This window comes from Microbacterium aoyamense, from assembly GCF_023155855.1.
Lineage (GTDB): Bacteria > Actinomycetota > Actinomycetes > Actinomycetales > Microbacteriaceae > Microbacterium > Microbacterium aoyamense.
In genome coordinates, this window is sequence record NZ_JAKNUT010000001.1 from 1 (window position 1) to 22,683 (window position 22,683).

A 22,683-nucleotide genomic window follows, 5' to 3' on the forward strand; every position below is an offset into this window, starting at 1 on the left:
GACCGGCCGGGGCAGGGCACGCTGGGCGACGAGGTGGAAGCCGGCGCTGAACGCGTTCGCGATCGCATTCGAAGGCCGTATCAACTAATGACCGCCAGACCAGATCCACCGTTTATCGGACACACCCGGCTCAGGCCTGCGAATCGGCGAAGTGTTCGCGCTCCGCCACTCCGATATCGACTTCGAACAGGGCGTCATCAAAGTGCGCGCGACACTGGCCGACGGCGGGACCTTGGGGACAACGCGGCAGCCGAAACTCGTGGCCCGCACCCGAGCGCGCCGTGTGCTGCTCTTACCGTTCGCACTCGCTGCGCTCGCGGAGGCGAAGGATGCCGCGGACGACCGAAGCCGTCGCGCCCCTGCGATTCAGAGCCGCGACGGTAGCTGGGTCGGCACACACACCTTCCGCCGTCAGTTGCGCGAGGTGCGGGTCGCCCCGACAGTGCGCGAAAGTCTCGCCCAGACTGGCCTCGACCCGAAGAAGCTCACCCCGCTAATGCTCAGCAGGACCGCGAGCACCCTCGGCGCGTGCAAACCAGGCCGCCTAAGGGACGCCCGGAGTCTCCTCGGCCACTCCGACGTCAACACCACCCGCCGACGCTACGCCGGAGTCGCCTCGATGACGGTGGACGAGTTGAGAATATTCGAGGCGCTCTTCGGCCAAGACACCGCCGTCGGCGCCCAGGACTGACAGACGTCCCCGCGGGGGCAACTCCCCAACCTGCGGGACAGCGCGACGGTACCCGTCGCGCTGTCCCGCAGGTTCACTTCCACGATTGAGAACTGAACTCCGGTCGAGCATCGCGGCGGCCACAATGCTCAATGGTCGACCAGTGATCACGCATCTCCGGAAACCGCGCAGAGAGTGGGCACGACCATGAACAAGCTCGTACCCCTGTCCGCCCTGCTGACGCCCGAGGCTCTGAGCGAAATGCTTGAGATGCCGGTCCGAACCTAAGAAGATCGGCACCGACGCAGGAGTTCGAATCGGCCCACGGCCGTTCGCCTTCAGCTCTGACGATAAGTGCTGCCTGAATGAGCCGATGCGATTCGCTATCCCGGCGAGCCTGCCGGGCGCTCGATCAGGGCCGCCGGGTAGAACCTACAATGCAAGGGCCGATGCCTCTCGGAGGAAGAGTTCGACCGACGTGGGCCTCGTGACAAGGCCGAACGCCGCCACCTTGCCGAGCGTCGATCACATCGCATCCGCGAGAGCCGGGACTGACCAGTAGCAACCGGTAGAGCGATTGGGCCCCGCACGGCCAACTGCCATTTTTGGCCCATTTATGGCCACAGACACCTCAGGACGCCTGATCGGAGAGGGTGGCGATTCCGCGAGATCCGCGTAATTTCGCAGGATTCGGAGGAAGAAACTGTAGCGGGAGCGGGGCTTGAACCCGCGACCTCACGAGTCTCAACCGGTGTATCCCTACTCATCCCGGCTTTGCTCTCTTATGCCGTCTGATCAGCCTCGAACGCGCGCACTGATGCTCGGTTCTTCCCTGTGATCGGTGTTACTTCCCTCTGATTCCGATGGGTATCCGATGGCCGCGCCCCCATCGCCTCCAGCAGATCGCGGACGTCGGGCGCGAGGGTTGTTCGCGGCAGGTAGTGCGCCTTGGTCACCCGTGAGTCGGCATGCCCCAGCAGCCCAGCGGCAAGCTCAGGATCCTTCACCAGCGCGGCTGCAGTCTTCCGGAACACGTGCGGGTGCACCCACTCGTACCCGGCCCGCATCTTGAAAGCGTCCCACCCCTTGCGGAAGTTGTTCGGGTCGCGGACCTTGGCTCGCGCTGACGCGAAGACGAGATCCGGATGCCGCGCCTCCAACTTCCGGATGCGAAGGCTCCGAGCGACGAACTCTGGCAGCGGAACCACGCGGCGAGACGAGGACGTCTTCGGGTGCTCCTGGATGATCATCCCGCGGCCCTTGACGAAGATCACTGTCGCGCGAATCGAGACGGTGGGCACTGGCGCGTCGAGGTCAAGATCGCGCCATCGGATCGCGAGCGCTTCCCCGATGCGCGCGCTCGTTCCGAGCATGAAGTCGACGCCGTGCGGGATGTCCCTAGCGACTGCATCCGCATCGGCGTACAGCTGCACGCGCATCGCCTGAACTGCGCTGAGGCTGAGCGCCTCGACCTCCTTCCTTTGCACCCGCACCGGCGCGACGTCTCGGATCGGGTTGGCTCCGAGCGCTCCGAGACGAGTGGCGAGGCCGAGCACGCCGGAGAGCACTGTCTTTGCGTGCTTCGCCGCGGAGGGACCGTGCGAGTTGGCGGTCGTCTTCAGGAATCGGTCGCACCGCGCGACGGAGACCTCTCTGAGTGCCAGCATGCCCATTCCCGGCAAGACCATGAGGTCGAGCACTTCTCGGTAGCGGCGCTCAGTGTTGTACGCCTTCGCGCCGGCGATCTCGTCCTGGAACCACTGCTCTGCGACAGTCTTGACCCGCGAGTCTGCATTGATGTCATCGCCGTGCACTCTCGCTCGCTCGAGCAGGGCTTCCTTGAGAGTGGTCTCCGCCTTAGCGCCAGAGGCGCCGGCACGCTCCACGATCCGCGTCACGCCGTCGTAATCGCGGAATCGCGCGTAGGCGACCCATTGCCGCGATGAGACTTCTTTTCGGCGGATGGCGCCCCAGGTGCCGATCGGCAGCGGCGGGCGAGCCATCATGCCACCTGCTCTCGATGCGCCCACTGGCCGGCACCCATCCGCGGACGTAGGTAGACCGTGTCGTCGATGCGCTGCAGCGTGCGTTGATAGGCCTCAACAAGCTCGAGCAAGACGTTGAGCTCCACCGCCATCGCCTCGGAGTGACCGTGATGGATGACCTCGGCGCGCTTGTACGACTCAATGTCGATCAGGTGGAGGGCAGCCCATTCGTCCGCACGTCGCTCCTGCTTGCGATTGACCGGCCCGAACATGCTAGGCACGTCGGCAAAGACAGCGTGAGCGCATTCGTGCGCCAGCACGGAACGGTGGGCGCGCTCCGGCAGTCCCATCTGCACTCGAATGAGCTGTCGACGATGGTCGTACTCGCCATCGCGATCCGGTGGCATCTGGACGTACTTGACCTTCACTCCCAGCGCGTCAAGCACCGCAAACGTCTGATTGGTCACGGCTCCTCCGGCAGGTGTCCATCGTCGCGCTTCGATCTTCTGTGCGCGGCCATCGCATTCTCACCGGAGGCAGGGACAGTGAAGTCCACCGCGACCACGTTGTTTGGGGTCTCAAGTGCGGCGCGCGTTCTCCGAGCCAGTTCGTACATCAGGTCTTTACCCGACCATCCGCTAACAAGCGAGGCGAGTGCGTCGACATCGTTTGTGTCGACGGCGCGCTTCCCGTTCGAGCGCTCGGATACGTAGCCCTCGTTCCGGCCGAGTCGCGTCGCCAGTTCAGCGCCCGTCACCTTGTTGGCTTTCATGAAGCCTCGGAACTCAGCGGAGAAGGCAACGGCGAAGTCGCTCATAGGTGGGAACTTGTCTGCCATAGCCATGATCTTGGCATATTCGCAACACTCTAGGCAATTGCCAATTCTTTGTTGCGGAGAACCTTGGGTTATGCAAAGCTTTGGATATGCCAAGCTCTCAGGATTCAGCGACGAAGTCGATCCGGCTACACCTCGCGGCACGCAATCGGCCCGCCTCCTGGCTGGCTGAGCGCCTCGGCGTTTCGCCGTTTTGGGTCAGCCGGCGGATGTCGGGCGCCACGACCTGGGATGTGGATGATCTCGACCGAATCGCAATCGTCTTCGAGACCTCGCTCGACGGGCTGTTGGCCGACGCAGAGGCCGTGGCGTGATGGGCCGACTTCTCAGCGTCACAGACATGGCCGCGCTGCTCGGCGTGTCCGTGAAGACCGTGTACCAGTGGCGTTCCCGGCCGATCCCCTACGGGCCGCCGGCGATCAAGGTCGGCAAGTACCTCCGCTGGAAGCCCGAGGTCGTCGAGGCATGGATCGACGCTCAGGAGCCGGAATCCAACGTCACCCCGATCCGACGGGGTGCCTGACAAAAGGACACGGCCCGGGGGCAACCGGGCCGCATCACACAAGAAAGGAGCCAACACCGTGGCTCAGAAGACAACGATACCCGCTGACACGCGAGCGACAGTGGTCGACTCGCTCCGCCTGGCCAGGGGCCGGGTGGAATCGGCCGAGTGGTACACGACCCACACCGAGTACAACGACCCGGTGATGGTCCGCTCTCTCGCACAGACCGCGATCTTCGCCCTCGAGGCCGTGATCGAGGCGATGCGAGAGCTGCCGTCGCCGCTAGAGGCATGGAACCTCACGATCGAGAAGGCCGCCAGCGAGGCCGCGGAGATCGAGCGCGAGGCTCTGGCGAAGGTCCGTGAGCAGCTCACGAACGTGCACGAGATCCGTCGACCTCTCGACGTGACGGAGCGCATCGAGGCGGTGGAGCTGTGAGCGCCGAGGTTATCGTCGCCGTCCCCGCTCCCGTAGCGGCGGTGGATCACGCCGCGAACGGTCGCTCGATCCTCGACGCGATGGGCGGAGTGGTGGCGTCCAACGAGGCGGAGTCCCGCTTCTGGGCGAACCGCAGTCGGAAGAAGCAGAAGTCGCTCACGTGGAGCCGGATGTCAGCCGCTGGTCGCGCCGAGCACATCGACACCTGCCCGGACACCTGTCGCACCTGTGAGGATCACCGCGCGTTCGGCGAGTGCCGCTCGTGCGGTGGGCACACGGAAGCGCTCGGCCCGGATGAGCTGTCCCGCTGCTGTGGTTCGCGGACGCTTCTCTCGCCTGAGGATCGGGGTGCGGCATGATCCCCGCGGACGGCGGTCACTCGCCGATCCCGGTGCCGTCGTGCGCTCCTGGTGAGCAGCAGATGAAGCTGTCGACGCCAGAGATCATCTGCGTCAAGACGGGCGGTTACACGCCGACGACGCCTCCGGGTGAGCCGACGGAGATCGTCATCCCCGAATGCCCGGACGGCATCCTGTCGCAGGACGCCGAGACGCTGCAGGTTACCTGTCATCCGCTGCCGGATGAGATCGCGGAGACCGGGCCGGGACCAGAGCTGGGCGGCATCGCGTTCCTCGCGATCCTCGCGATCGCCGCCGGCATCGCACTGCTGTGGAGTCGTTACGGCGACGCGGTGAAGCAGAGCCCCCTTGGGATGCTCCTGCGCCGCGTGTGGCCGATCGTCCGTGTCGTCGTCGCCTGGCTCTGCTTCGTCGCCGGCGTGCTGTACATCGCCGCGGACATAGTCATCCCTCCGCTCGAGCCGACTGGGCTGTTCCTCACGGGGCTCGTCGCGCTGGGCGTCTGGCTCTGGGGCATCGGCGCATTCCGCAGCGAATTCTGGATCACCCCCGACCCCAACCCGACTCGAAAGGACATGTCATGAGCACCGGCTACACGGTCGTCAACGTGAAGCCCGACACTCCCGAGTGGGAGCGGGAGCGGCGGAAGTCGGTCGGCGCGTCCGAGGTCCCGGCGGTCATGGGTCTCTCGTCGTACGGCAACACGCCCCTCGACGTGTACAAGCACAAGCTGGGCGTCGACCGCGCGTTCGATCCGCTGCTCGGCTGGATCGGCCACCAGTCGGAGCCGATCATCGAAGCCTGGGTGCACGAGTTCTCCGGCCTCGACGTCGAGCTCGCCCCTGGCTTCATGGCCCGCTCCAACGAGCACCCGTATCTGCATGCATCGTTCGATCGGATCTCGGGACAGCCGTTCATGACGTGGCAGTTCAAGACCGCACACCACTACGCCGGCCACCACTGGGACGAGGGCATCCCGACAGACATCCGCGTGCAGGTGCAGGCAGAAATGGCGGTCGCCGGGACCCCGCGCGCCGCGGTCGTCGTGTGGATCGGAGGTCGGGAGTTCCGCCTGTTCTGGGAGCCCCGCGACGACCGGTTCATCAACGAGCACCTCCTCCCCGCGGTGCAGCAGTTCTGGGACGGGAACGTGCGCGCGCATGTCGCCCCCGAGCCGCACACCCTCTCGGAGCTCAACGAGGTGTACATCACCACCGAGGTTCCGATCGAAGCATCCGAAGCCGCCATGGAAGCCGTGGAGCGGCGCGCGATCCTCGAGTCCGACATCGAGGCGATGCGGCAGGAGGCCGACGCGCTGAAGCTCGCGATCGGCAACTACATGGGCACCGCCGACACCCTCACCCACAAGGGGCGGAAGGTCCTGACCTTCAAGACGCAGAAGGGCCGCCAGTCGTTCGACGCCGCGGCGCTCAAGCGCGAGCACCCCGACCTCGCGGCGGCGTACACGTCGCAGGGTTCCCCGTTCCGAGTCATGCGAACCATCAAGCCAAAGGAGACCAGCAAGTGAACCTCTACCAGAAGTACCTCGCCGCCGACATGGTCACGAAGCGCGTCGAAAGCGTGGGCCTCACCGTCACCTACGTCATGTTCCATGACGACTACGCCAATCGCGGCACCTCCGGAGCAGCGATCGACCTGTCGATCGATTATCGCGACGCCAACGGCAAGTGGATGTCTGACGCCGACCGCGAAGCGAAGGTCAACGCGTTCCTCGAGCGCTACCCCGACACGGCAGTCACACGCAAGGCGGAATACGGCGGCAAGCCCGAAATGCTCGCGCGCGGCGTCACGTCGACCGGGATCGCCTGGGAGATCAACTTCCACTCCGGAACATGCGAGCGCGTCCAGGTCGGCACGAAGAAGGTTGAGCGGTTCGAGCCCGAGGCGCTCGCGAACCTCAAGAAGGTCACCGTCGACGAGCCGATCTACGAGTACGTCTGCGCAGACCCGATCGTCGCGGCGGGGCTGGTGGCAGCATGACCGACCTCTCCCAGGCCGCCGTCGCGGCCAAGAAGAACCCGACGATGAAGGATCTCGTCGAGGCGCAGCTGCCCGCGATCGAGAAGCAGCTCGGCGGGGCGATGAACTCGGCCGCGTTCGTCCGTGCCGTGCTCTCGGAGATCGGGAAGTCTCCCGATCTCATGGCCGCCGACCCGAAGACGCTCCTCGGCGGTGTGATGCTCGCCGCGCAGCTGCGCCTCGAGATCGGGTCCGGGCTCGGTGAGTTCTACCTCACGCCGCGGAAGGACAAGGGCCGGCAGATCTGCCTCCCGATCATCGGATACCAGGGCTTCATCAAGCTCGCGCTCCGCTCCGAGTTCGTGTCGAACGTGCAGGCGTTCCTCGTCCGCCGTGGCGACCAGTTCTCCTACGGCGCGAACGCCGAGCGGGGCATGTTCTACGACTGGGTCCCGCAGGACTTCGAGGAGACCAGGGACTGGATCGGCGTCGTCGCGACCGCCAAGATGCGGGCCGGCGGCACGACCTGGGTCTACCTCACCCGCACACAGGTCATCGACCGCCGCCCGTCCTACTGGCAGTCGACCCCGTGGAAGACCAACGAAGACGAGATGGTCAAGAAGACTGCGGTTCGCGCGCTCGCGAAGTTCCTTCCAAAGTCGACCGACCTGGGACGCGCGCTCGAAGCCGACGAAGCGAAGGTGCAGCAGCTGAAGGGGCTCGACGAGGTCGAGATCACCCGCGTCGACGACGAGCCCGAAGTCGTCGTCGTCCAGGAGGGCGACCCGCTGCAGCAGACCCCCGAAGAGATCGCGGAGGGGAACCGATGAGCGACTACGCGCAGACGGCCACCCCGGGCGTCTCAGTGAAGGTGTCGATCGACTGGACCGAGCTCGGCGCGCACATCGCGGACGCGAGTTCAGAGGAGCAGGCGACCTTCCTCGAGGCGTGGGCAAACACGATGTCGGTCTGGTTCGACGACGCGTACGAGATGCAGCTCGGCTACGTCGGCAACGAGATGAACGACCCCGATGCCGACTACTCCCTGCCCCACATTCGGCGACTTCTCGAGGGGATTCTCACCCGGATCTCCTCCTGACATAGACGGGGCTGATCCGTCTTGCTCACGGATCAGCCCCTGCACATCACATTCGACACCCCACCGTTCAAGCGAAGGACCGACAGATGCACACCCAGAGTGCCGCAGACGAGCGGCAGATACCAACCGTCTACCCCGAATCCCCGAACGTCCGCCGGACTGACCCGCTGACGTCGCACATCGCCGCCGACCGCGCAGTGAAGCGCATCCCCACCCTCCAGGCGATCGAGAAGGCGCTGCATGCCGCCGGTGAGCCGCTGACGGCCGACGAGATCTGGACGCGCCTCCGCACCGAGCACGGCTTCTTCTGCTCGCACGAGCGGGTCCGCACGGTCCTCAACGAGGGCTCCGGGCAGTCGGTGCGGGAGTCGGTGCGTTCGCACACGTTCGTCCGCCTCGACGAGACCCGGCCGTCTGACCTCGGAAACCCCGCGCACCTGTGGACGCTCGCGGAGGCCGCGGCATGAGCCCCTCGGTGATGTTCCCTCCCGCGGACGACGCGAGCGAGCGCGAGCACAACGCCTACGACGCCTGGTACGAGGCGCAGGAGTCCAAGCGGAAGGACTACGACGCATGAACGCCTACATCGAAGCGCCGGCGTACCTGCAGGTCGAGCCGGACTACAACCGATGGACGCCGCAGAACCGCCGCGACACGGCCGATGCGATCCAGGGCGGCCGCGTGGTCGCGATGACGCAGAATCGTCCCGCGAAGCCGAAGCCCGGCACGGTCGTCGTGAAGGTCGTCCTCCGAATCCCGAAGGCCTCGTTCGTCCCGCTTCGCCCGGAAGCGGTCGTCACCATCCCCGAGTCGATGACTGACGGCATTCCCGTCGAGGTAGAGGTCGCCGACCCGAGCGAGGTCGACTGATGCCACTCTCGTTCCCTCAGATGCGTCTCGTCGTCGTCAATGGTCGCGCGAAGCACAACGCCTGGTGTCGCACCTGCGAGCAGTGGGTGTGCGAGGAGCCGCAGAGCGTGAAGGCCGCGGTCGAGGAAGCTCGCCGCGCCCATGGGCCGGAGAAACTCTGCAGGCGCGCGGTGTCGCTCCGTGAGCAGCTGCAGGAGTACACGGACACGACGGCCGCCTATCATCGCGGCGAGGACGTGATCCCCGGCGACTGCTGGCGCGCCTGCCTCGCGTCGCTGCTCGAGGTGCCGATCGCCGATGTGCCGCACTTCGCGCACCTCTATCCCACCGAGGGGACGCTCGAGTGGTGGGACGCGTCGGTCGCGTGGGTGCGCGAGACGCTGCCGGGCTGGACGCTCGGATGCTGGCGGCGTCCGGAGGAGGGCTGGTTCCAGCGGTTCTACTCGGCTGACGAAGCCGCAAACGCGCCCGACCGGGTGATCCTGACAGCCGCGAGCCCGCGCGGAGCGTGGAACCACTCGGTGCTGGTCTCCGTGCGGACCGGCGAGCTCGCACACGACCCCTTCCCCGGCGGGACCGGTGTCGGCGAGGGCCCGTGGGATGTTGTCGGCCTCGCGCGCCTGGAGTGGCTGTCATGACCGCCCCGATCGTCCTCGCCGGCACGACGGACTCCGGCCGCCGCTACGTGCAGTTCTGGACCGAGGGCGAGCGGATCGCCGGGCGCGACGTCGCCTTCTGCCTCGCCGAAATGAACCTCGCACCCGAGTACGCTCCCCCGTTCCTCGAGATCCAGCAGTCCTGCCCGCCCGACACTGTCGACCAGGTGCTCGCCGCGTTCGCGATGTTCCGGTTCGGCGGCGACGTTGAACCGACGCACACCGTCGAGTGGGCGTTCGGTAAGCCGACGTTCACCCCGATCCCGACACCGGAGCCCGAGCCGGGCCTTCTCGCACTGCTCGAGGAGACAGTATGAGCGCCGTCGGATACCGGATGCCGTCCGTTCCGTGGAACGGACTGACTGTGACCGACCTGTTCTGCGGCGCTGGGGGCTCGTCCTCGGGGCTCGTCGAGGCGGGCTACAGAGTCGTCATCGCCGCGAACCACTGGGCGACGGCGATCGAGTCTCACCAGATCAACCACCCCGACACGGACCACTCGCAGGCCGACATCTCGCAGGTCAACCCGGCGTACTTCCCGAAGACCCACGTCCTGTGGGGATCGCCGGAGTGCACGAACCACTCGATCGCGAAGGGCATCAAGCGTCAGCGCCAGCAGGATCAGGCACTGTTCGAGCTCGACGGCACCCGCCCGCTGCCCGACGAAGCCGCAAACCGCTCACGGGCGACGATGTGGGACATCCCGCGATTCGCTGAGCACCACCGCTACATGGCGATCATCCTCGAGAACGTCGTCGACGCGTACCGGTGGGATCAGTTCGAGGCGTGGCAGATGGCGATGCGCGCGCTCGGCTACCGGATGCAGTTCGTCTGGCTGAACAGCATGCACGCGCAGATCGGCGGCCTGCCGGCCCCGCAGTCCCGTGACCGCATGTACATCGTGATGTGGCGTGAGGACCTCGCATCCGCTGAGCGCCCGGGGCCGAACGTGGGGAAGTGGACGCGGCCGATGGCGGTGTGCCCGACGCACGGCGAGGTGCAGGCGGTGCAGGCGTTCAAGAAGGCCGAGCAGTGGGGCCGCTATCGCGCGCAGTACCTCTACCGGTGCCCGCAGTGCTGGCAGGTCATCGAGCCGGGCTGGCTCGCCGCCGAGTCGATCATCGACTGGTCGCTCCCGGCACCCCGCATCGGCGATCGCGCGAAGCCCCTGGCCGAGAAGACCCGCGAGCGGATCCGGCGCGGAATCGAACGTCACTGGAAGCCGTTCGTCGCGGCGGCCGCGGGCAACACGTACGACGGGGTCACGACCGGGTCGGGCTATCTCCGCGCGTGGCCGACCGATCAGCCTCTCCCACTGCAGACAGGCACCGCCGAGCACGGTCTCGCCGTCCCGCCGCTGATCGTGCGCGGAGAGGGGAACGTCACGCCCGCGAAGCCGAGCACGGAGGCGCTGGGCGCGCTCACGGCGTCGGGGTCGATGTTCGTGGCGCAGCCGCTCATCGTGAACAACGTCAGCGGAGCTGATGCCTCGCGGTCGGAGCCGGTGTCGGAGGTGTTGCCCTCGATCGTCGCGGGCGGCACTCACGCCTCACTCCTGATCCCTGTTGAGGGGCGCGAGGGAAAGTCCGCGGCATCCGTCGCGGACCCGCTGCGCACACAGTCGACCCGCAACGAGACCGGGCTACTCGTCCCGCTTCGCAATCACGGGGTCGCAAAGCCGACGTCGCACCCGATCGACACGGTCTCGGCTGAGGGCAATCACCATGCCCTCGTCATGCGGAACAACGAGGGCGGCGCGGAGATGTCGACACCCGTGACCGAGCCGCTGCGCACGCTCACCACGGGCGGGCATCAGTCCCTCATCGAGCCGGGGGTGCCGATCTCGCTGGACGTCGACGATGCAGGATTTCGGATGCTCGAGCCGCACGAGATCCAGCTCGGTATGGGCTTCGCCGCGGACTATCACCTCGTCGGGTCGAAGCGCGACAAGGTGAAGCAGGCGGGCAACGCGGTCACGCCGCCCGCAGCGCGCGACCTCGGGCACGCGGTCGCCGAGTTCCTGCTGGCGGTGGCGACATGAGCGACATGCCGGACGGCGGCTGGTCCTTCTCTGGCGAGAAGGGCTGGTCCCTCGACCCGTCACAGCAGGAACGGGTGCGCCAGGTGAACATCGCCGCGATGGCGCGCGCCGACGAGCTGCAGAAGGGCTCCCCCACGTGCGCACTGTGTGGGCAGCGTGCTCTCGAGCTCGATGAGTTCGGGCTCTGCTCGAAGAACCGTGGCGAGCACAAGGAGTGGCGTGACGACGCGCTCAAGGCGGTGAGCTTCCGATGAGCCTCCTGATCACCGATGGCTTCGCCGCATGGCGGGAGTGCCGGCAGGCGTACGACGAGGTGCTGTACGCGAAGTACGAGCGGGCCGCGGCTGCGACCAACGACCGCCTCGTGAACGCGGAGGGCCGCAAGAAGGGCATCGACCCTCTGTCGCTGTTCATGGGCCCCGCGATCCGCGCCTACCGGTGGGCGTCCGAGGAGCTCATCGAGCACTGGGCGGAGCACCCGCGGATGCCGTTCGTCGAGTTCGAGCGGCAGTGGGCCGCGCAGAGGGAAGCGGAGATGTACCGATGAGCGACCTCGTCCCCGTCACCTGCTACTTCACCGCCGAGAGCTACCGGCGACTCGCGAAGATCGCGGAGAAGAACGGCACGCAGGTGCACCGCCTAATCGAACGCGACGTCGACCGCGCGCTGAATGGCGGACCCCGGCCGCCCGATGCGCCCCGCAAGTACCGGCAGCACTACTCCGAGGACATGCTCGAGGCGATACGCCACATGCACGCAGCGCAGATGACCGACGGGGCGATCGCGAAGAAGCTCGGCCTCAGTCAGGCGAACCTGTCTCGGCGGCTCCGAAAGATGGGGCTCCCGGCGCACGGCGCGAAGTCCGGCGGTCGCAAGAAGGCTGAGGCGGCGTCATGAGCGCGCCGTCCATCCAGGAGGAGCGGGAGATCACCCGCTTCGGGATGTTCGCCGCCGAAGAGCGCGAGACGTTCGACGAGCTCGTGAGCGACCTCGGCGACGTCGTGCCGTGCACTGCCGCGGCGTGCGAGTCACCCGCCCACTGGGCCGTCCTGATGCGGTGCTGCCGCCACCCGTTCCCGTTCTGCGACTTCCACGTCGCCGACCAAAAGCAGCGCGCGCTCGTGATCCTCGCCGCGATGAAGTCGCCGTACTGCGTGGAGTGCAAGACGTCGGTGAAGGGGAAGACCTACCGTGAGGTGTTCGAGGTGGTGCCGCTATGACCGCCCCGACTGCGAAGAACCGTGAGCTCATGTACGAGCGCGATCAGTTCTGCTGCGCCGCGTGCGGGCTGACCTACCAACTGACGCATCAGCATCGGCGGGCAACCGGCGCGGGCGGCTCGAAGGAACGCCCCACGCTCGACGACAGCCTCACGCTCTGCGCGACCTGCAACTGGAAGGCGGAGGCCGACGCGAAGTTCCAGCGACTCGCGCTGATCAACGGCTGGAAGGTCCGGAAGTGGGTCGACGACCCCGGACTTGTGCCGGTCTTCTACTCATTCGAGCAGGCCTGGTACCGGCTCGAAGGACCGCGGCGGGTGTGGATTCCCGCGGTCGTCGCCCTCGACATGATGCACGCCGTTTATGGCGAGCAGTACCTCGAATGGAGGAACAGCTGATGGTGTGGTTCAAGGTCGACGACGGGTTCCATGCGTCCCGCAAGGTCGTGTCGATCCCTCGCCGCCTCCGCTTCCCCGCGATCGGACTGTGGACCACCGCCGGTTCTTGGTCGGGCGCCGAGGAGCTCGACGGCCACGTGCCCGGCTACATGCTCGACGAGTGGGGTGCGACGCAGGAGCTCATCGACGCGCTGCTCGAGGCGGGGCTGTGGGAGGAAGCTGAGGACGGCATCCAGTTCGCGAACTGGGCCGAGTATCAGCCGACCCGCGAGGGGCTCGAGGAGAAGCGCGAGCAGGAGCGGCTCCGCAAGGCGGAGTGGCGTGCGAAGAAGGCCGCGAAAGAGGCCGCGCGTCCCGCTGGGACAGACGCGGGACAACCGCGTGACGCCTACGGGACGGACGTTCTTGTCCCGTCTATCCCGTCCCGACCCGACCCGACCCGTCCCGACCCGACCCTCTCTACCTCTGGCGAGGTAGAGAGCGCGCCGCCGGCGCCTCTCTCGCCGTTCTGCTCGAAGCACCCCCATGGCACCGAGAAGGCCTGCCGGGGCTGCGGGTCGGCGCGCATGGCATTCGAGGCGGCCCGCGTCGCTGCGAAGAACAAGCCGACGCCGATCGTCCGTCGCGAGGCGACGTGCCCGACGCACCCTGAGTGGCCGATGCCGTGCGAGAAGTGCGCAGCGCTCGCCGCGGAGGTGGCGTGATGGATCTCGAACCGTGGGCCGAGCGCGAGCGGACGCACTGGCGACAGTTGCACACCTTCGGCGGTTTCCTGTGGCCGGCGTCTGCTCTAGACCTCGACGAGGACTTCGACGCTTCGATCATCGTGCTGCGCGCCGAGAAGGCGACGGAGAAGGCGATGTCGGTCGAGGAGACGCTGCAGGAGCTCGAGTGGTTGCTGGACGGCGGCGTGCCGGCGGGGTTGGCGCTCGAGCAGGTGCACGGCTCGCTCGAGGCGCTGCAGAGGGCAGCGGAGCGCCGCGGCCGCCACGACCTCTCCCGGCGCATCGCACGGTCGACGGTGTCCGCGTGGGAGCTCCGCTGGGGTGCGAACGAGCGGAGGTCGGCGTGATCGAGTTCCTGGCTTCCACGGTCGCGTGCTTCCTCGGCACGGTCGGCCTTCTTCGGCTCGCGCATTGGGCGCTGAGCAACCCGAACAGCGAGAGGTGAACACCATGACAATTCCCGGACTCGAGAAGCCTGCGCCGAGGCGGACTGCGAAGGACATGCTCGACCTGCTCGACAAGCACTACGCGCCGCCGCCGTCGAAGCCTGCAGGTGGCCGGCTGATCTCCGAGATCCAGGCGCCGCACGGCCTGCGCCGTGCCGACGCGCTGTACCTGCCGATCACGACCGGCGGCCGGGGCACGATCATCGGTCACGAGATCAAGGTCAATCGAGCCGACGTGATGGCTGAGGTCGCCGACCCGCACAAGGCCGACGCGTGGATGCGGTACTGCAACCGCTGGTGGCTGGTGATCTCGAGCGCGTCGATCATCGAGGGCATCCCGATCCCGCCTGAGTGGGGCATCATGCTCCCGCCGAGCCGCAATCGATTCATGACGATCGTGCGGGACGCACCGAAGCTCGAGCCTGACCGCTCAATCCTCGCCGAGGCCTGGGGCACGATCTTCGCCCGTGTCGGGTACGCCGACGTCGCAGCCGAGGCGGACCGCGCGCACTGGCACAAGGAGGCCGATCGGCTCGGCGAGAAGGTTCGCGAGCAGTCGCGCGAGATCACTCGGCTCAGCCAGGTGCTCGGCGACGAGGGGCAGAGCGCGTACCGGTCGAACCGCTTGACAGTGACCAACGTGCTGACCGAGATCGACCGACTCGCCGAATACGGCGACGACACACCGAAGGCGTTCCGCGGGCTCGCATGGCAGCTCGACGCCGAGACCGTCGCCCGCGGCATACTCGCCGAGGTCGCAGGGCGTGATCGCCGCGACATCGCCGACGACATCGTGTCCGCGATACAGCGCGCCAACACTGTCGCAGAGCGCCTGAAGGCCGTGCTCGACGAGATCTCGACACCTCCGGGGGCCGCGGCATGACGATCCTCTGCATCACGAACACCGGCATCCCCGGCATCCGACGCTGCACGATCCGCGGCAAGCACGGCATCCTCTGCCCCGACCGGGAGGTGAACCGGGCGATCGCGGAGCATCAGGGTGCCGAGCTTGGCGAGCCGACATGCGGCGGATGCCTCCCCCGCAAGGCCGACCACGGCTTCCTCTGCAACTGGTGCTGGGAGCGTGTCGAGGCGGCGCAGCTGGAGTGGCCGCGGTTCGCTCGCCTCGTCGTCGAGACCGAGGGCCGCGCGGTGAGCGCCGAGGGCGGCGGCATCAAGGGCTCCACCCCGGACGGCTACACGAACCTGCCGCTGACGATGCTGCTGCTCGACGAGTGCACACGCCTCCTCCGCTCACGCGCCGGGGCGACACTCGACGCCTGGGTGCACACGGAGGCCGGCGCCCGCGACGCGATCATGTTCGCTCACTCCGCCGAGCGCGCATTCCGGTCCGTCGAGGTCGAGTCGAAGCCGCTGCAGCTCGAACGGGTTCGCTGCCCCCATTGCGGTCAACTCGCCCTCTTCGAGAACCGGAAGCGGAAGGTCCGCGGCGCGACGGTCGTCGAGTGCGAGAACTGCGGCGAGGAGCTCGACAAGATCCGCGACGACGCCGCCGAACGCTGGCACGGGTCGGAGGCGTGCGAGCACGGCCACCACGACCGCTGCCGGTCCCTGTCCTGCCCGTGCGACTGCCATCAGCGCACGAGCTCGCTGTACACCATCCAGACCCCCGCCCACCTCATCGAAAGGAACGCATCATGACCGCCAAGGTGATCCTCGAGCTCGCCGACGAAATCGCGAAGGGAGACTTCGAGGATCGTGGCTGGATGATCGACGCGCTCGATCGAGCTCGCGCAGCGCTCCTGACGATCGGAACCCCGCCCACGGGCGGGTGGGAGTACAGCATCGCCTATCCCCAGGGCGACGGCTGGACAACCGACGGTGCCGAGGTATTCGAAACGCACGACGCCGCCGAGGTAGAGCTCGATTCGGAGAGCTACCTCGCAGCCGACCGGATCGTCCGCCGTCGCCCCGCTGGCCCGTGGGAGGTGGTTCCCGATGGTCACGCAGGATGAGGACTACGCGATCCGCGAGGCGATCGACGCCGCGCGAGCGCGAGCAGCGACGCACGGTGGAGACGCCAACCACGCGGCAGAGGAGTGCCCTGAGTGCAAGGCAGGCGTCGACCTGCTCACCGAACGTGATGCCTACGATCTCGCTCAAGCGCTCTACCGCACGCTGTACGAAGCGGGTGTGTCGTTCGAATCGAACGATCTCATCCCGAAGCTCACTGCGACAGTCAGGGCTCTTGGCTTCCGTCGCGCTGGCCCCACCGCTGCGACCGAGTGGGAGTACGGCCGGACAGTCGAGGATCGGGTTGAGGTCTGGTCGAAGCTCGCGGATGCCGCGCACTTCGCGAACCTGTGGGGAGGAACGATCCTGCGCCGACGCAAGGCGGTCCCGGCTGGCGATTGGGAAACTGCGAGGGCCACCCTATGACCGCGTTCATGTGTGGCGGCACGCCGACGCCGGACGACCTCGCCAAGGTGCAGGAGTTCGCCGCCATCCTCTCGATCGAGGACGAGCACCTGCGCGCGCTCGCGACCATGGAATGGCAGGCCGACCAGTACCCCGAGTACCGGCGGGCGCTCGACGAGCACGCCAGCCGATGCTGCACGAAGTGCGGCACCCACTCGAACCCACACCAGGGATGCATCCTCCGATGAGCACCGACACCCTCGAAAAGACCACCACGACGACCGAGGCCGGCGAACACGACCTGTTCGCCCACTTTGCGAAGAAGACCGACATCGAACGCGCGGTCTTCGACGGAGTCGCCATCACAGCGCTATGCGGTAAGACGTGGCGACCGACCCGCGACTTCGCGAAGTTCCCCGTCTGCCCGACGTGCGCCGAGATCTACGGTTGCAACGCCTGCATGGTCAACGCCGGGAACCCGCGCTGCGCCGCACACGAGGGCCTGGTGCTGTGAAGGAATGGATCACGATCGCCGAGGCATCCGTGCTCGTCGGCCGCCACCGCTCCCGCATCTACGCCTGGATCGATCAGGGCCGCCTCGCGACCCGCGTGAACGCGCACGGCGTGACGGAGATTCTCGCGAAAGCAGTCCGGCGGATCGAGTCCGAAGTGAAGCGCGGACGGCCTCGCGGAACCCCGAATCGACGCTGAATCCCGTCCGCCGATATCTTCAGTGCATGGACTGGGGAATCTTCTGGGGTGCAGTCGGCGCCCTCGCTGCGGTTGCGAGCCTCGCGGGGCTCTACTTCGCCTGGCGGACCTACCGGCGGCAGTTCGCGAAGAGGGAGATTCGCTACACCGTCAAGTCAGTTCCACTCATCCGCGACGGCGCTGCTCACGCGAAGCTTCGAGTGATGCGCGGCGACGTCGAGCTCCAAGACCCGTACCTCCTCACAGTCGCGGTGGAGTCAGCGAGCCGCGCCGACATCGCCACATCCGCATTCGACGACGACAACCCGCTCGATTTCGAAGTGAACCCCCCAATGCTCGTCACTGACACGAGCACGACGACCAACTCAACTATCGGTTTCACGTGGGCAGATCAGGATATCGACGGCGGGGCCACGGTCGCCAGAATCGACCCCCAATTGATCCGAAAGCGCGCAACAGGAGCCTTCTCTGCGGTGACCGATGGGAGGCCGTCGGTAACGGTCCGCAGTCCGCTGATCGACATTCCTGTCGCCGAGATCAGAGCGGTGGATCGCACCGATCGCCGAGGCTTGGTAACCGTGGCTCTTATCGCCACGGCCCTTTCCCTCGCCCTGTCCGTTTCCGCCGTCGTGGCCGCGTTGCTCTAGCGCGAAACGCCGGCTGCGTCTTGGCGTTTATTCGCGAAACCCGCAACGATCATCTGTAGATGGTGGAGCACTGCGCCCACCCCGAGAACGTCAGAGCCCCGGCACCCTTCCCCCAGGCGCCGGGGCTCTTTCCGTCAGCGGATGGTGTCGAGCACGTCGACCTCTTCCTCATCCCACGTCTCCAGCAGCGCCGGAATCCCTGGGCCCGCGACGAACGTGATCCACTTCCCACCGCCAGCATTCAGCGAGATCGTCCCCGTCTCGTCCTCGATGCCTTCCAGTGCATCAGCCTGGTTCGCGGGAAGCTCGAACTTCTCGCCGCCATAGTGCAGCACCACGCGCTTTGCCATCTCAACCCCTCCTTCGCCGAGCCCCATGCGCGGGGCCTCCAGCCTATGGAGGGGCTCCGCCATTCTCCCGGCGTCTTCCCCAGGGCGCCGGGTCCTTCTGCCCCGCCGCCACACGCTCACAACTGACGCGCAAGCGCCGGCCCTCGCGGCACGGCCGTGCACTCGGAGCGACGATGGACGGCGGGCCACTCGTGAGAGGAGGTGCGCGATGACGCTCACCGCCAAGACCTGCGCATGCGGCGGTTCGATGATCCCCAGCCGGAACCCCGCGCTGCGCATCTGCACCCACTGCGACATGCCGGCGATCCACAAGGCAAGCACCTGCGAATCCTGCCGTCGCCTCAAGCTCACCCGCTGATGGCACTCGGCTTCCGCTGGCTCTGCATCGTCGGCATCCACTCCTGGCAGCAAGGCCTGGGCCCCGCCGTCAGCCCCTGGGCTCAACTGTGCCGCTACTGCAGAGAACCGAGACGCCGATGACCTGCGAACACTGCGGCTCCCGCACACTCCCCGGCCTCGTCTGCTGCGACGAACTCAGCAACGACCTCGACACCATCGACTGACACTCCGAACGCGGACAGGCGCCGCACGATCGAGGTGAACCATGGCCCAAGGTCGCCCGGTCGAGGCTGTCGTACGCGCACGCGCGATCAGGTTGATCGGCGAGGGCATGCCGCGGAACGCCATTGCCCGTGAGCTTGGTATCGCTCCGTCGTCGGTCTCCGGCATCGCGAAGGACGAGGGACTCACCTTCGATCGGGCCACTGCGACCGCGTCGGCGACGGCTGCTCGAGCACATGACCTGAAGGTCCGACGCCTCGAGCTCATCGACGAGCTGTTCGCGAAGGCCGCCGATCATCTGGTGGCGATCGATCAGCCGTTCCTGGCGTTCAACTTCGGCGGCAAAGAGAACACGTACGAGGAGCACACTCTCGACCGTGCGCCGACCGGTGACCTGCTGAACCTGCATCGAGCGGCGTCGCTCGCGCTCAAGGACGCCCGTGAGCTCATCCATGACGATGACGACGAGGGCGTCGCTGAGGCCGAGTCGATGCTGATGAACCTGATCCTCGAGCTCGGTCTGCACGAAGATGCCTAGCCCCACCGGAGCGATTGTCGGCCTGTACGTCGACTCACGACTGTTCGTCCTCGCCCCCGGCGACATGATCCGCACGCAGACCGGCCGATCGTACGAGGTCGTCGAAGCCCGCGTGCAGCAGCGCGGGAAGTGGGCAGGCATCCGCCAGCACCTTCGCGTCGTTGTCCTCGAGCACGACGCACCGGTCCGCGAAGACCAACGGGTGATGCCGATCAGGTGGTACCGCCGATGAGCGACGTCGACCAGGACGAGAAGTCCGACGTTCTCGGCCCGCAGCAGATGCGGTCGCTGCGTGAGTCGAAGGCTCGCGTGAACATCTTCGAGGGCGCGATCCGCTCGGGGAAGACGATCGTTAGCCTGCTGCGCTTCCTCATGGCGGTCCTGTTCGCCAAGGGCGGCGTGATCGTTGTGATCGCCCGCACACGCGACTCCGCGTACCGCAACGTGTTCGAGCCGCTGATGAATGCTGGCTTGTTCGGCCCGCTCGCTCGGCTCGTGCACTACACGGCCGGCGCTCCCACGGGCCGCATCCTCGGTCGCACTGTTCATGTGCTGGGCGCATCGGATGCGAAGTCCGAGAAGGTGCTCCGCGGTCTCACCGTCGCTCTCGCCTACGTCGACGAGGTCACGGTCATCCCGGAGGAGTTCTTCACCCAGCTGCTCGGCCGCATGAGCCCGCCCGGAGCGAAGCTCTTCGGCACCACGAACCCTGACAGCCCCGCACACTGGCTGAAGGTCAAGTTTCTCGACCGGATCGGCGCGGGTCTCGCCGGCTGGCGCTCCTGGCACTTCCAGCTCGACGACAACCCCGCACTCACCGAGGACTACAAGAACCAGATCAAGGCTGAGTTCACAGGCCTCTGGCACAAGCGGTTCGTTCAGGGCCTGTGGGTCGCCGCCGAGGGCGCCGTATTCGACATGTGGGACCCCGACATCCACACGATCCCGTGGGACAAGCTCCCCGAGATGCGCGAGCTGATCGCCGTCGCGCTCGACTACGGCACGACGAACCCGACCGCCGCGATCATCCTCGGCGTCTCGGCAGAGATCGACCGCCTCGGCCGCCCCACACCGCGCCTGTTCTTCGTCGACGAGTTCCGGCACGACTCGAAGGCTGCGCAGCAGAAGCTCACCGACGGCGAGCTCGGCCGTGCGTTCATGCTGTGGCTCAACGATCGACACCTGCCCGCCTCCACTCAGTCGAAGCTGGCGCCGCGGTTCACGATCATCGACCCGTCGGCCGCATCGTTCAAGGTGGAGCTGCGCAAGACGCACGGCATCACCTCGACCGACGCCGACAACGACGTGCTGTACGGTCTGCGCCTCATGGCATCCCTCATCGCCTCCGGCCACCTCCTCGTCGCCGCCCCGACCGACGCGAACCCGAACCGCGGATGCCCCGGCTTCATCAAGGAAGCACCCGGCTACGCGTGGGACCCGAAGGCCACCGAAAAGGGCGAAGACAAGCCGCTGAAGATCGCGGACCACAGCATCGACGCCGGCCGATACGACGTCACCACCACCGAGAACGTCTGGCGCCGCTACATCAAGCTCGCCGCCTGAGAGGAGCGTCATGGCTGACACCTGGCCTCCGGAACCGTTCGACATCGCGTTCGCTCGGTTCAAGGAGCTCGACGCCTGGTGGGCTGGTGACACGCAGACTCTCTCGGAGATCTACAGCGGCCGCGGCCCGCAGACGCACATCGTAAACGGGCGTTCGTTCCGTGGCGGCGTGCTCGGCACCCTGTCGAAGTGGTGGTGGGGTCAGCCTGTCGAGGTCGACGAGCAGCGCATGAAGATGCATCTGCCGCTCGCCGCCGACCTGTGCACGCTGTCTTCCGATCTGCTGTTCGGCGAGGCACCTCAGGTGCTTTTCCGTAAGCCGGACAGCGCGGAGACGCCGGCCGCTGACGCGGACGAGTCGAAGACGGTCACGAAGTGGCGTCACCAGGCTCAGGACCGTCTCGACGCGATCATCGGCACCGATGAGGCGCACGCTGAGATGCTGCTGCTCGGCGAGTACGCGGCTGCTCTCGGCGGCTCGTACTTCGCGGTCGCCTGGGACCCCACAGTCTCGGACCACGTCTTCCCGAAGGCGTACGCCGCAGACTGCGCGATCCCCACGTTCCGCTACGGTCGCCTCGCGTCTGTGCGCCTGTGGTCGGAGTATCGCGACGGCAACGAGGTGTTCCGTCTCGTCGAGACCCACGAGCCCGGCACGATCGAGTACGCACTGTACCGCGGCACGGAGAAGACGCTCGGCGCGCTCGTGCCGATCTCATCCCGCCCGGAGACGGCGCACTACGAGCAGCTGCGCAACGAGTCCGACCTCGCGGTGGCGATCGCCAACCCCGGCGCGCTGCCCCTGTCTGTGCGGATCGGTACCGGCTCGGACCGTCTCGCGGTCGTGTACATGCCGAACGCCCGCCCGGTGCGGGACTGGCGGAAGCTGGGCCCGCTCGCGAACCTCGGCCGCTCCGACCTCGACGGCATCCAGGATCTCCTGGACAAGGTCGACCAGGTGTGGTCGTCGCTGATGCGCGACGTCGACAACGGCCAGGGTCGTCTCATCATCGGTGAGGACGCGCTCGAGCTGTCCGGCAAGCCCGGCGAGGGCGCGAAGTTCGACACGTACCGTCAGGTGTTCACCGCTGTGGGTGCTGCGCTCGGGAAGTCGGCGGATGGTTCGGCCCTCGTCGACCAGGTGCAGTTCGACATTCGCGTGCAGGAGCACCTCGAGACGTTCGAGGGCCTGCTGCGCCGCATCGCCTCCACGATCGGCTACAGCGAATCGCACCTCGGCATTGACGACGGCCGCGGCGCCATGACCGCCACCGAAGTCACCGCAGACCTCAGCGACTCCGAGCGCACCCGCGACAAGAAGGCGCTGTACGCCCGCGCCGCACTGTCGAAGTGGGCTCTCGTCGCGCTGGAGATCGACAAGGCCGTGTTCGGCGGTGACGGTGACCTCGGCGACCTGACCGTCGCGCCCGACGTCGTCTTCGCTCCCGTGTCTCAGGCGGACCCGGAGAAGCTGACCCGCATCGCCGCGCTGCAGGAGGGCATCGCATCCCTCAAGGAGCGTGTCCGCACGATGCGCCCCGACTGGGATGAGGACGACCTCGACGCCGAGGTGAAGGCGATCCAGGACGAGAAGTCGGCAGCAGCCGCGCTCATCCCGGACCCCGGCACGTTCGACGGCGGCGACCAGAGCGACGACGAGATCGACCAGGCCAAGCAGTGAACGGTTCCGGCTCTCAGCGCTGGTACAC

Annotated in this window: 39 protein-coding genes; 34 read left to right on the forward strand and 5 right to left on the reverse strand. The window is 66.9% G+C overall.

Annotation, left to right across the window (positions count from 1 at the left end; all coding sequences use genetic code 11):
• The first annotated feature begins 142 nt into the window (after window positions 1–142).
• Window positions 143–691, forward strand: coding sequence for a tyrosine-type recombinase/integrase (locus MA876_RS00005; RefSeq protein WP_308221642.1), 549 nt, complete (start codon window positions 143–145; stop codon window positions 689–691).
• A 761-nt stretch (window positions 692–1,452) separates the two neighbouring features.
• Here MA876_RS00005 and MA876_RS19185 read toward each other — a convergent pair.
• The 3 genes from MA876_RS19185 to MA876_RS00020 form a co-directional block, all read right to left on the reverse strand.
• Window positions 1,453–2,568, reverse strand: a complete 1,116-nt coding sequence (locus MA876_RS19185; protein WP_248144908.1) for a tyrosine-type recombinase/integrase — start codon at window positions 2,566–2,568, stop codon at window positions 1,453–1,455.
• A 104-nt stretch (window positions 2,569–2,672) separates the two neighbouring features.
• Window positions 2,673–3,122 (reverse strand): ImmA/IrrE family metallo-endopeptidase, encoded by a 450-nt coding sequence (locus MA876_RS00015; RefSeq protein WP_248144910.1) that lies wholly within the window; start codon window positions 3,120–3,122, stop codon window positions 2,673–2,675.
• Entirely contained in the window at window positions 3,119–3,493 is a 375-nt protein-coding gene (locus tag MA876_RS00020) for a hypothetical protein (protein WP_248144912.1), read from the reverse strand. The genes MA876_RS00015 and MA876_RS00020 overlap by 4 nt, the downstream gene beginning before the upstream one ends.
• Before the next feature lie 86 nt (window positions 3,494–3,579).
• Between MA876_RS00020 and MA876_RS00025 the strand changes: the two genes are divergently transcribed.
• From MA876_RS00025 to MA876_RS00165, 29 genes are all read left to right on the forward strand, one after another.
• On the forward strand, window positions 3,580–3,804 hold the full coding sequence (locus MA876_RS00025; protein WP_248144914.1) for a helix-turn-helix domain-containing protein: 225 nt from the start codon (window positions 3,580–3,582) through the stop codon (window positions 3,802–3,804).
• The gene (locus MA876_RS00030; RefSeq protein WP_275561502.1) at window positions 3,804–4,013 is read left to right on the forward strand and encodes a helix-turn-helix transcriptional regulator; all 210 of its coding nucleotides are present in this window, start codon (window positions 3,804–3,806) and stop codon (window positions 4,011–4,013) included. Before MA876_RS00025 ends, MA876_RS00030 begins: the two co-directional genes overlap by 1 nt.
• A gap of 58 nt (window positions 4,014–4,071) precedes the next feature.
• A complete protein-coding gene (locus tag MA876_RS00035; protein WP_248144918.1) occupies window positions 4,072–4,431 on the forward strand; it encodes a hypothetical protein in 360 nt (119 codons plus the stop codon).
• Window positions 4,428–4,790 carry a hypothetical protein gene (locus MA876_RS00040; RefSeq protein WP_248144920.1) on the forward strand — a complete coding sequence of 121 codons (363 nt, stop codon included), beginning with the start codon at window positions 4,428–4,430 and terminating at the stop codon, window positions 4,788–4,790. Before MA876_RS00035 ends, MA876_RS00040 begins: the two co-directional genes overlap by 4 nt.
• Entirely contained in the window at window positions 4,787–5,374 is a 588-nt protein-coding gene (locus MA876_RS00045) for a hypothetical protein (RefSeq protein ID WP_248144922.1), read from the forward strand. Before MA876_RS00040 ends, MA876_RS00045 begins: the two co-directional genes overlap by 4 nt.
• Window positions 5,371–6,318: a YqaJ viral recombinase family nuclease gene (locus MA876_RS00050; RefSeq protein ID WP_248144923.1), complete on the forward strand. Its 948-nt coding sequence runs from the start codon at window positions 5,371–5,373 to the stop codon at window positions 6,316–6,318. The genes MA876_RS00045 and MA876_RS00050 overlap by 4 nt, the downstream gene beginning before the upstream one ends.
• On the forward strand, window positions 6,315–6,791 hold the full coding sequence (locus MA876_RS00055; protein WP_248144924.1) for a hypothetical protein: 477 nt from the start codon (window positions 6,315–6,317) through the stop codon (window positions 6,789–6,791). The genes MA876_RS00050 and MA876_RS00055 overlap by 4 nt, the downstream gene beginning before the upstream one ends.
• Window positions 6,788–7,600: a recombinase RecT gene (locus MA876_RS00060; protein ID WP_248144925.1), complete on the forward strand. Its 813-nt coding sequence runs from the start codon at window positions 6,788–6,790 to the stop codon at window positions 7,598–7,600. Before MA876_RS00055 ends, MA876_RS00060 begins: the two co-directional genes overlap by 4 nt.
• Window positions 7,597–7,869 carry a hypothetical protein gene (locus tag MA876_RS00065; RefSeq protein WP_248144926.1) on the forward strand — a complete coding sequence of 91 codons (273 nt, stop codon included), beginning with the start codon at window positions 7,597–7,599 and terminating at the stop codon, window positions 7,867–7,869. Before MA876_RS00060 ends, MA876_RS00065 begins: the two co-directional genes overlap by 4 nt.
• A gap of 86 nt (window positions 7,870–7,955) precedes the next feature.
• Window positions 7,956–8,336: a hypothetical protein gene (locus MA876_RS00070; RefSeq protein WP_248144927.1), complete on the forward strand. Its 381-nt coding sequence runs from the start codon at window positions 7,956–7,958 to the stop codon at window positions 8,334–8,336.
• 106 nt (window positions 8,337–8,442) lie between these two features.
• Window positions 8,443–8,739 carry a hypothetical protein gene (locus MA876_RS00075; protein WP_248144928.1) on the forward strand — a complete coding sequence of 99 codons (297 nt, stop codon included), beginning with the start codon at window positions 8,443–8,445 and terminating at the stop codon, window positions 8,737–8,739.
• Window positions 8,739–9,377, forward strand: a complete 639-nt coding sequence (locus tag MA876_RS00080; protein ID WP_248144929.1) for a hypothetical protein — start codon at window positions 8,739–8,741, stop codon at window positions 9,375–9,377. Before MA876_RS00075 ends, MA876_RS00080 begins: the two co-directional genes overlap by 1 nt.
• The gene (locus tag MA876_RS00085) at window positions 9,374–9,712 is read left to right on the forward strand and encodes a hypothetical protein (RefSeq protein WP_248144931.1); all 339 of its coding nucleotides are present in this window, start codon (window positions 9,374–9,376) and stop codon (window positions 9,710–9,712) included. Before MA876_RS00080 ends, MA876_RS00085 begins: the two co-directional genes overlap by 4 nt.
• A complete protein-coding gene (locus tag MA876_RS00090) occupies window positions 9,709–11,436 on the forward strand; it encodes a DNA cytosine methyltransferase (protein WP_248144933.1) in 1,728 nt (575 codons plus the stop codon). The genes MA876_RS00085 and MA876_RS00090 overlap by 4 nt, the downstream gene beginning before the upstream one ends.
• Entirely contained in the window at window positions 11,433–11,690 is a 258-nt protein-coding gene (locus MA876_RS00095; protein WP_248144935.1) for a hypothetical protein, read from the forward strand. Before MA876_RS00090 ends, MA876_RS00095 begins: the two co-directional genes overlap by 4 nt.
• Complete coding sequence (locus MA876_RS00100; protein WP_248144937.1) at window positions 11,687–11,983, forward strand: hypothetical protein; 297 nt, start codon at window positions 11,687–11,689, stop codon at window positions 11,981–11,983. Before MA876_RS00095 ends, MA876_RS00100 begins: the two co-directional genes overlap by 4 nt.
• Window positions 11,980–12,333, forward strand: coding sequence for a hypothetical protein (locus MA876_RS00105; RefSeq protein ID WP_248144939.1), 354 nt, complete (start codon window positions 11,980–11,982; stop codon window positions 12,331–12,333). The genes MA876_RS00100 and MA876_RS00105 overlap by 4 nt, the downstream gene beginning before the upstream one ends.
• Window positions 12,330–12,656 (forward strand): hypothetical protein, encoded by a 327-nt coding sequence (locus tag MA876_RS00110; protein WP_248144942.1) that lies wholly within the window; start codon window positions 12,330–12,332, stop codon window positions 12,654–12,656. Before MA876_RS00105 ends, MA876_RS00110 begins: the two co-directional genes overlap by 4 nt.
• Entirely contained in the window at window positions 12,653–13,054 is a 402-nt protein-coding gene (locus tag MA876_RS00115) for a hypothetical protein (RefSeq protein WP_248144944.1), read from the forward strand. The genes MA876_RS00110 and MA876_RS00115 overlap by 4 nt, the downstream gene beginning before the upstream one ends.
• Window positions 13,039–13,758 (forward strand): hypothetical protein, encoded by a 720-nt coding sequence (locus tag MA876_RS00120; RefSeq protein ID WP_248144946.1) that lies wholly within the window; start codon window positions 13,039–13,041, stop codon window positions 13,756–13,758. Before MA876_RS00115 ends, MA876_RS00120 begins: the two co-directional genes overlap by 16 nt.
• Window positions 13,758–14,126: a hypothetical protein gene (locus tag MA876_RS00125; RefSeq protein ID WP_248144948.1), complete on the forward strand. Its 369-nt coding sequence runs from the start codon at window positions 13,758–13,760 to the stop codon at window positions 14,124–14,126. Before MA876_RS00120 ends, MA876_RS00125 begins: the two co-directional genes overlap by 1 nt.
• 103 nt (window positions 14,127–14,229) lie before the next feature.
• A complete protein-coding gene (locus tag MA876_RS00130) occupies window positions 14,230–15,108 on the forward strand; it encodes a hypothetical protein (RefSeq protein WP_248144950.1) in 879 nt (292 codons plus the stop codon).
• Window positions 15,105–15,887, forward strand: a complete 783-nt coding sequence (locus MA876_RS00135; RefSeq protein ID WP_248144952.1) for a hypothetical protein — start codon at window positions 15,105–15,107, stop codon at window positions 15,885–15,887. The genes MA876_RS00130 and MA876_RS00135 overlap by 4 nt, the downstream gene beginning before the upstream one ends.
• The gene (locus tag MA876_RS00140; RefSeq protein WP_248144954.1) at window positions 15,884–16,201 is read left to right on the forward strand and encodes a hypothetical protein; all 318 of its coding nucleotides are present in this window, start codon (window positions 15,884–15,886) and stop codon (window positions 16,199–16,201) included. The genes MA876_RS00135 and MA876_RS00140 overlap by 4 nt, the downstream gene beginning before the upstream one ends.
• Window positions 16,185–16,625 (forward strand): hypothetical protein, encoded by a 441-nt coding sequence (locus tag MA876_RS00145; protein WP_248144956.1) that lies wholly within the window; start codon window positions 16,185–16,187, stop codon window positions 16,623–16,625. The genes MA876_RS00140 and MA876_RS00145 overlap by 17 nt, the downstream gene beginning before the upstream one ends.
• Window positions 16,622–16,852, forward strand: a complete 231-nt coding sequence (locus MA876_RS00150) for a hypothetical protein (protein WP_248144958.1) — start codon at window positions 16,622–16,624, stop codon at window positions 16,850–16,852. Before MA876_RS00145 ends, MA876_RS00150 begins: the two co-directional genes overlap by 4 nt.
• Window positions 16,849–17,118 (forward strand): DUF3039 domain-containing protein, encoded by a 270-nt coding sequence (locus MA876_RS00155; RefSeq protein WP_248144960.1) that lies wholly within the window; start codon window positions 16,849–16,851, stop codon window positions 17,116–17,118. Before MA876_RS00150 ends, MA876_RS00155 begins: the two co-directional genes overlap by 4 nt.
• Window positions 17,115–17,315 carry a hypothetical protein gene (locus tag MA876_RS00160; RefSeq protein ID WP_248144962.1) on the forward strand — a complete coding sequence of 67 codons (201 nt, stop codon included), beginning with the start codon at window positions 17,115–17,117 and terminating at the stop codon, window positions 17,313–17,315. Before MA876_RS00155 ends, MA876_RS00160 begins: the two co-directional genes overlap by 4 nt.
• A gap of 26 nt (window positions 17,316–17,341) precedes the next feature.
• A complete protein-coding gene (locus MA876_RS00165) occupies window positions 17,342–17,962 on the forward strand; it encodes a hypothetical protein (RefSeq protein WP_248144964.1) in 621 nt (206 codons plus the stop codon).
• 134 nt (window positions 17,963–18,096) lie between these two features.
• Here the strand turns inward: MA876_RS00165 and MA876_RS00170 are convergent, their stop codons facing one another.
• A complete protein-coding gene (locus tag MA876_RS00170) occupies window positions 18,097–18,339 on the reverse strand; it encodes a hypothetical protein (RefSeq protein WP_248144966.1) in 243 nt (80 codons plus the stop codon).
• Between the two features lie 181 nt (window positions 18,340–18,520).
• On the opposite strand from MA876_RS00170, the gene MA876_RS00175 reads away from it, so the two are divergent.
• Window positions 18,521–18,670, forward strand: a complete 150-nt coding sequence (locus MA876_RS00175) for a hypothetical protein (RefSeq protein ID WP_248144968.1) — start codon at window positions 18,521–18,523, stop codon at window positions 18,668–18,670.
• A 246-nt stretch (window positions 18,671–18,916) separates the two neighbouring features.
• Window positions 18,917–19,411, forward strand: coding sequence for a helix-turn-helix domain-containing protein (locus tag MA876_RS00180; RefSeq protein WP_248144970.1), 495 nt, complete (start codon window positions 18,917–18,919; stop codon window positions 19,409–19,411).
• 34 nt (window positions 19,412–19,445) lie between these two features.
• On the opposite strand, the gene MA876_RS00185 is transcribed toward MA876_RS00180, so the two are convergent.
• On the reverse strand, window positions 19,446–19,610 hold the full coding sequence (locus MA876_RS00185) for a hypothetical protein (RefSeq protein ID WP_248144972.1): 165 nt from the start codon (window positions 19,608–19,610) through the stop codon (window positions 19,446–19,448).
• Window positions 19,611–19,639: 29 nt separating this feature from the next.
• Between MA876_RS00185 and MA876_RS00190 the strand changes: the two genes are divergently transcribed.
• Together MA876_RS00190 and MA876_RS00195 are read left to right on the forward strand one after the other, a co-directional pair.
• Entirely contained in the window at window positions 19,640–20,974 is a 1,335-nt protein-coding gene (locus MA876_RS00190) for a PBSX family phage terminase large subunit (protein ID WP_248144974.1), read from the forward strand.
• 10 nt (window positions 20,975–20,984) lie between these two features.
• The gene (locus tag MA876_RS00195; RefSeq protein ID WP_248144976.1) at window positions 20,985–22,655 is read left to right on the forward strand and encodes a phage portal protein; all 1,671 of its coding nucleotides are present in this window, start codon (window positions 20,985–20,987) and stop codon (window positions 22,653–22,655) included.
• Window positions 22,656–22,683 lie beyond the last annotated feature (28 nt).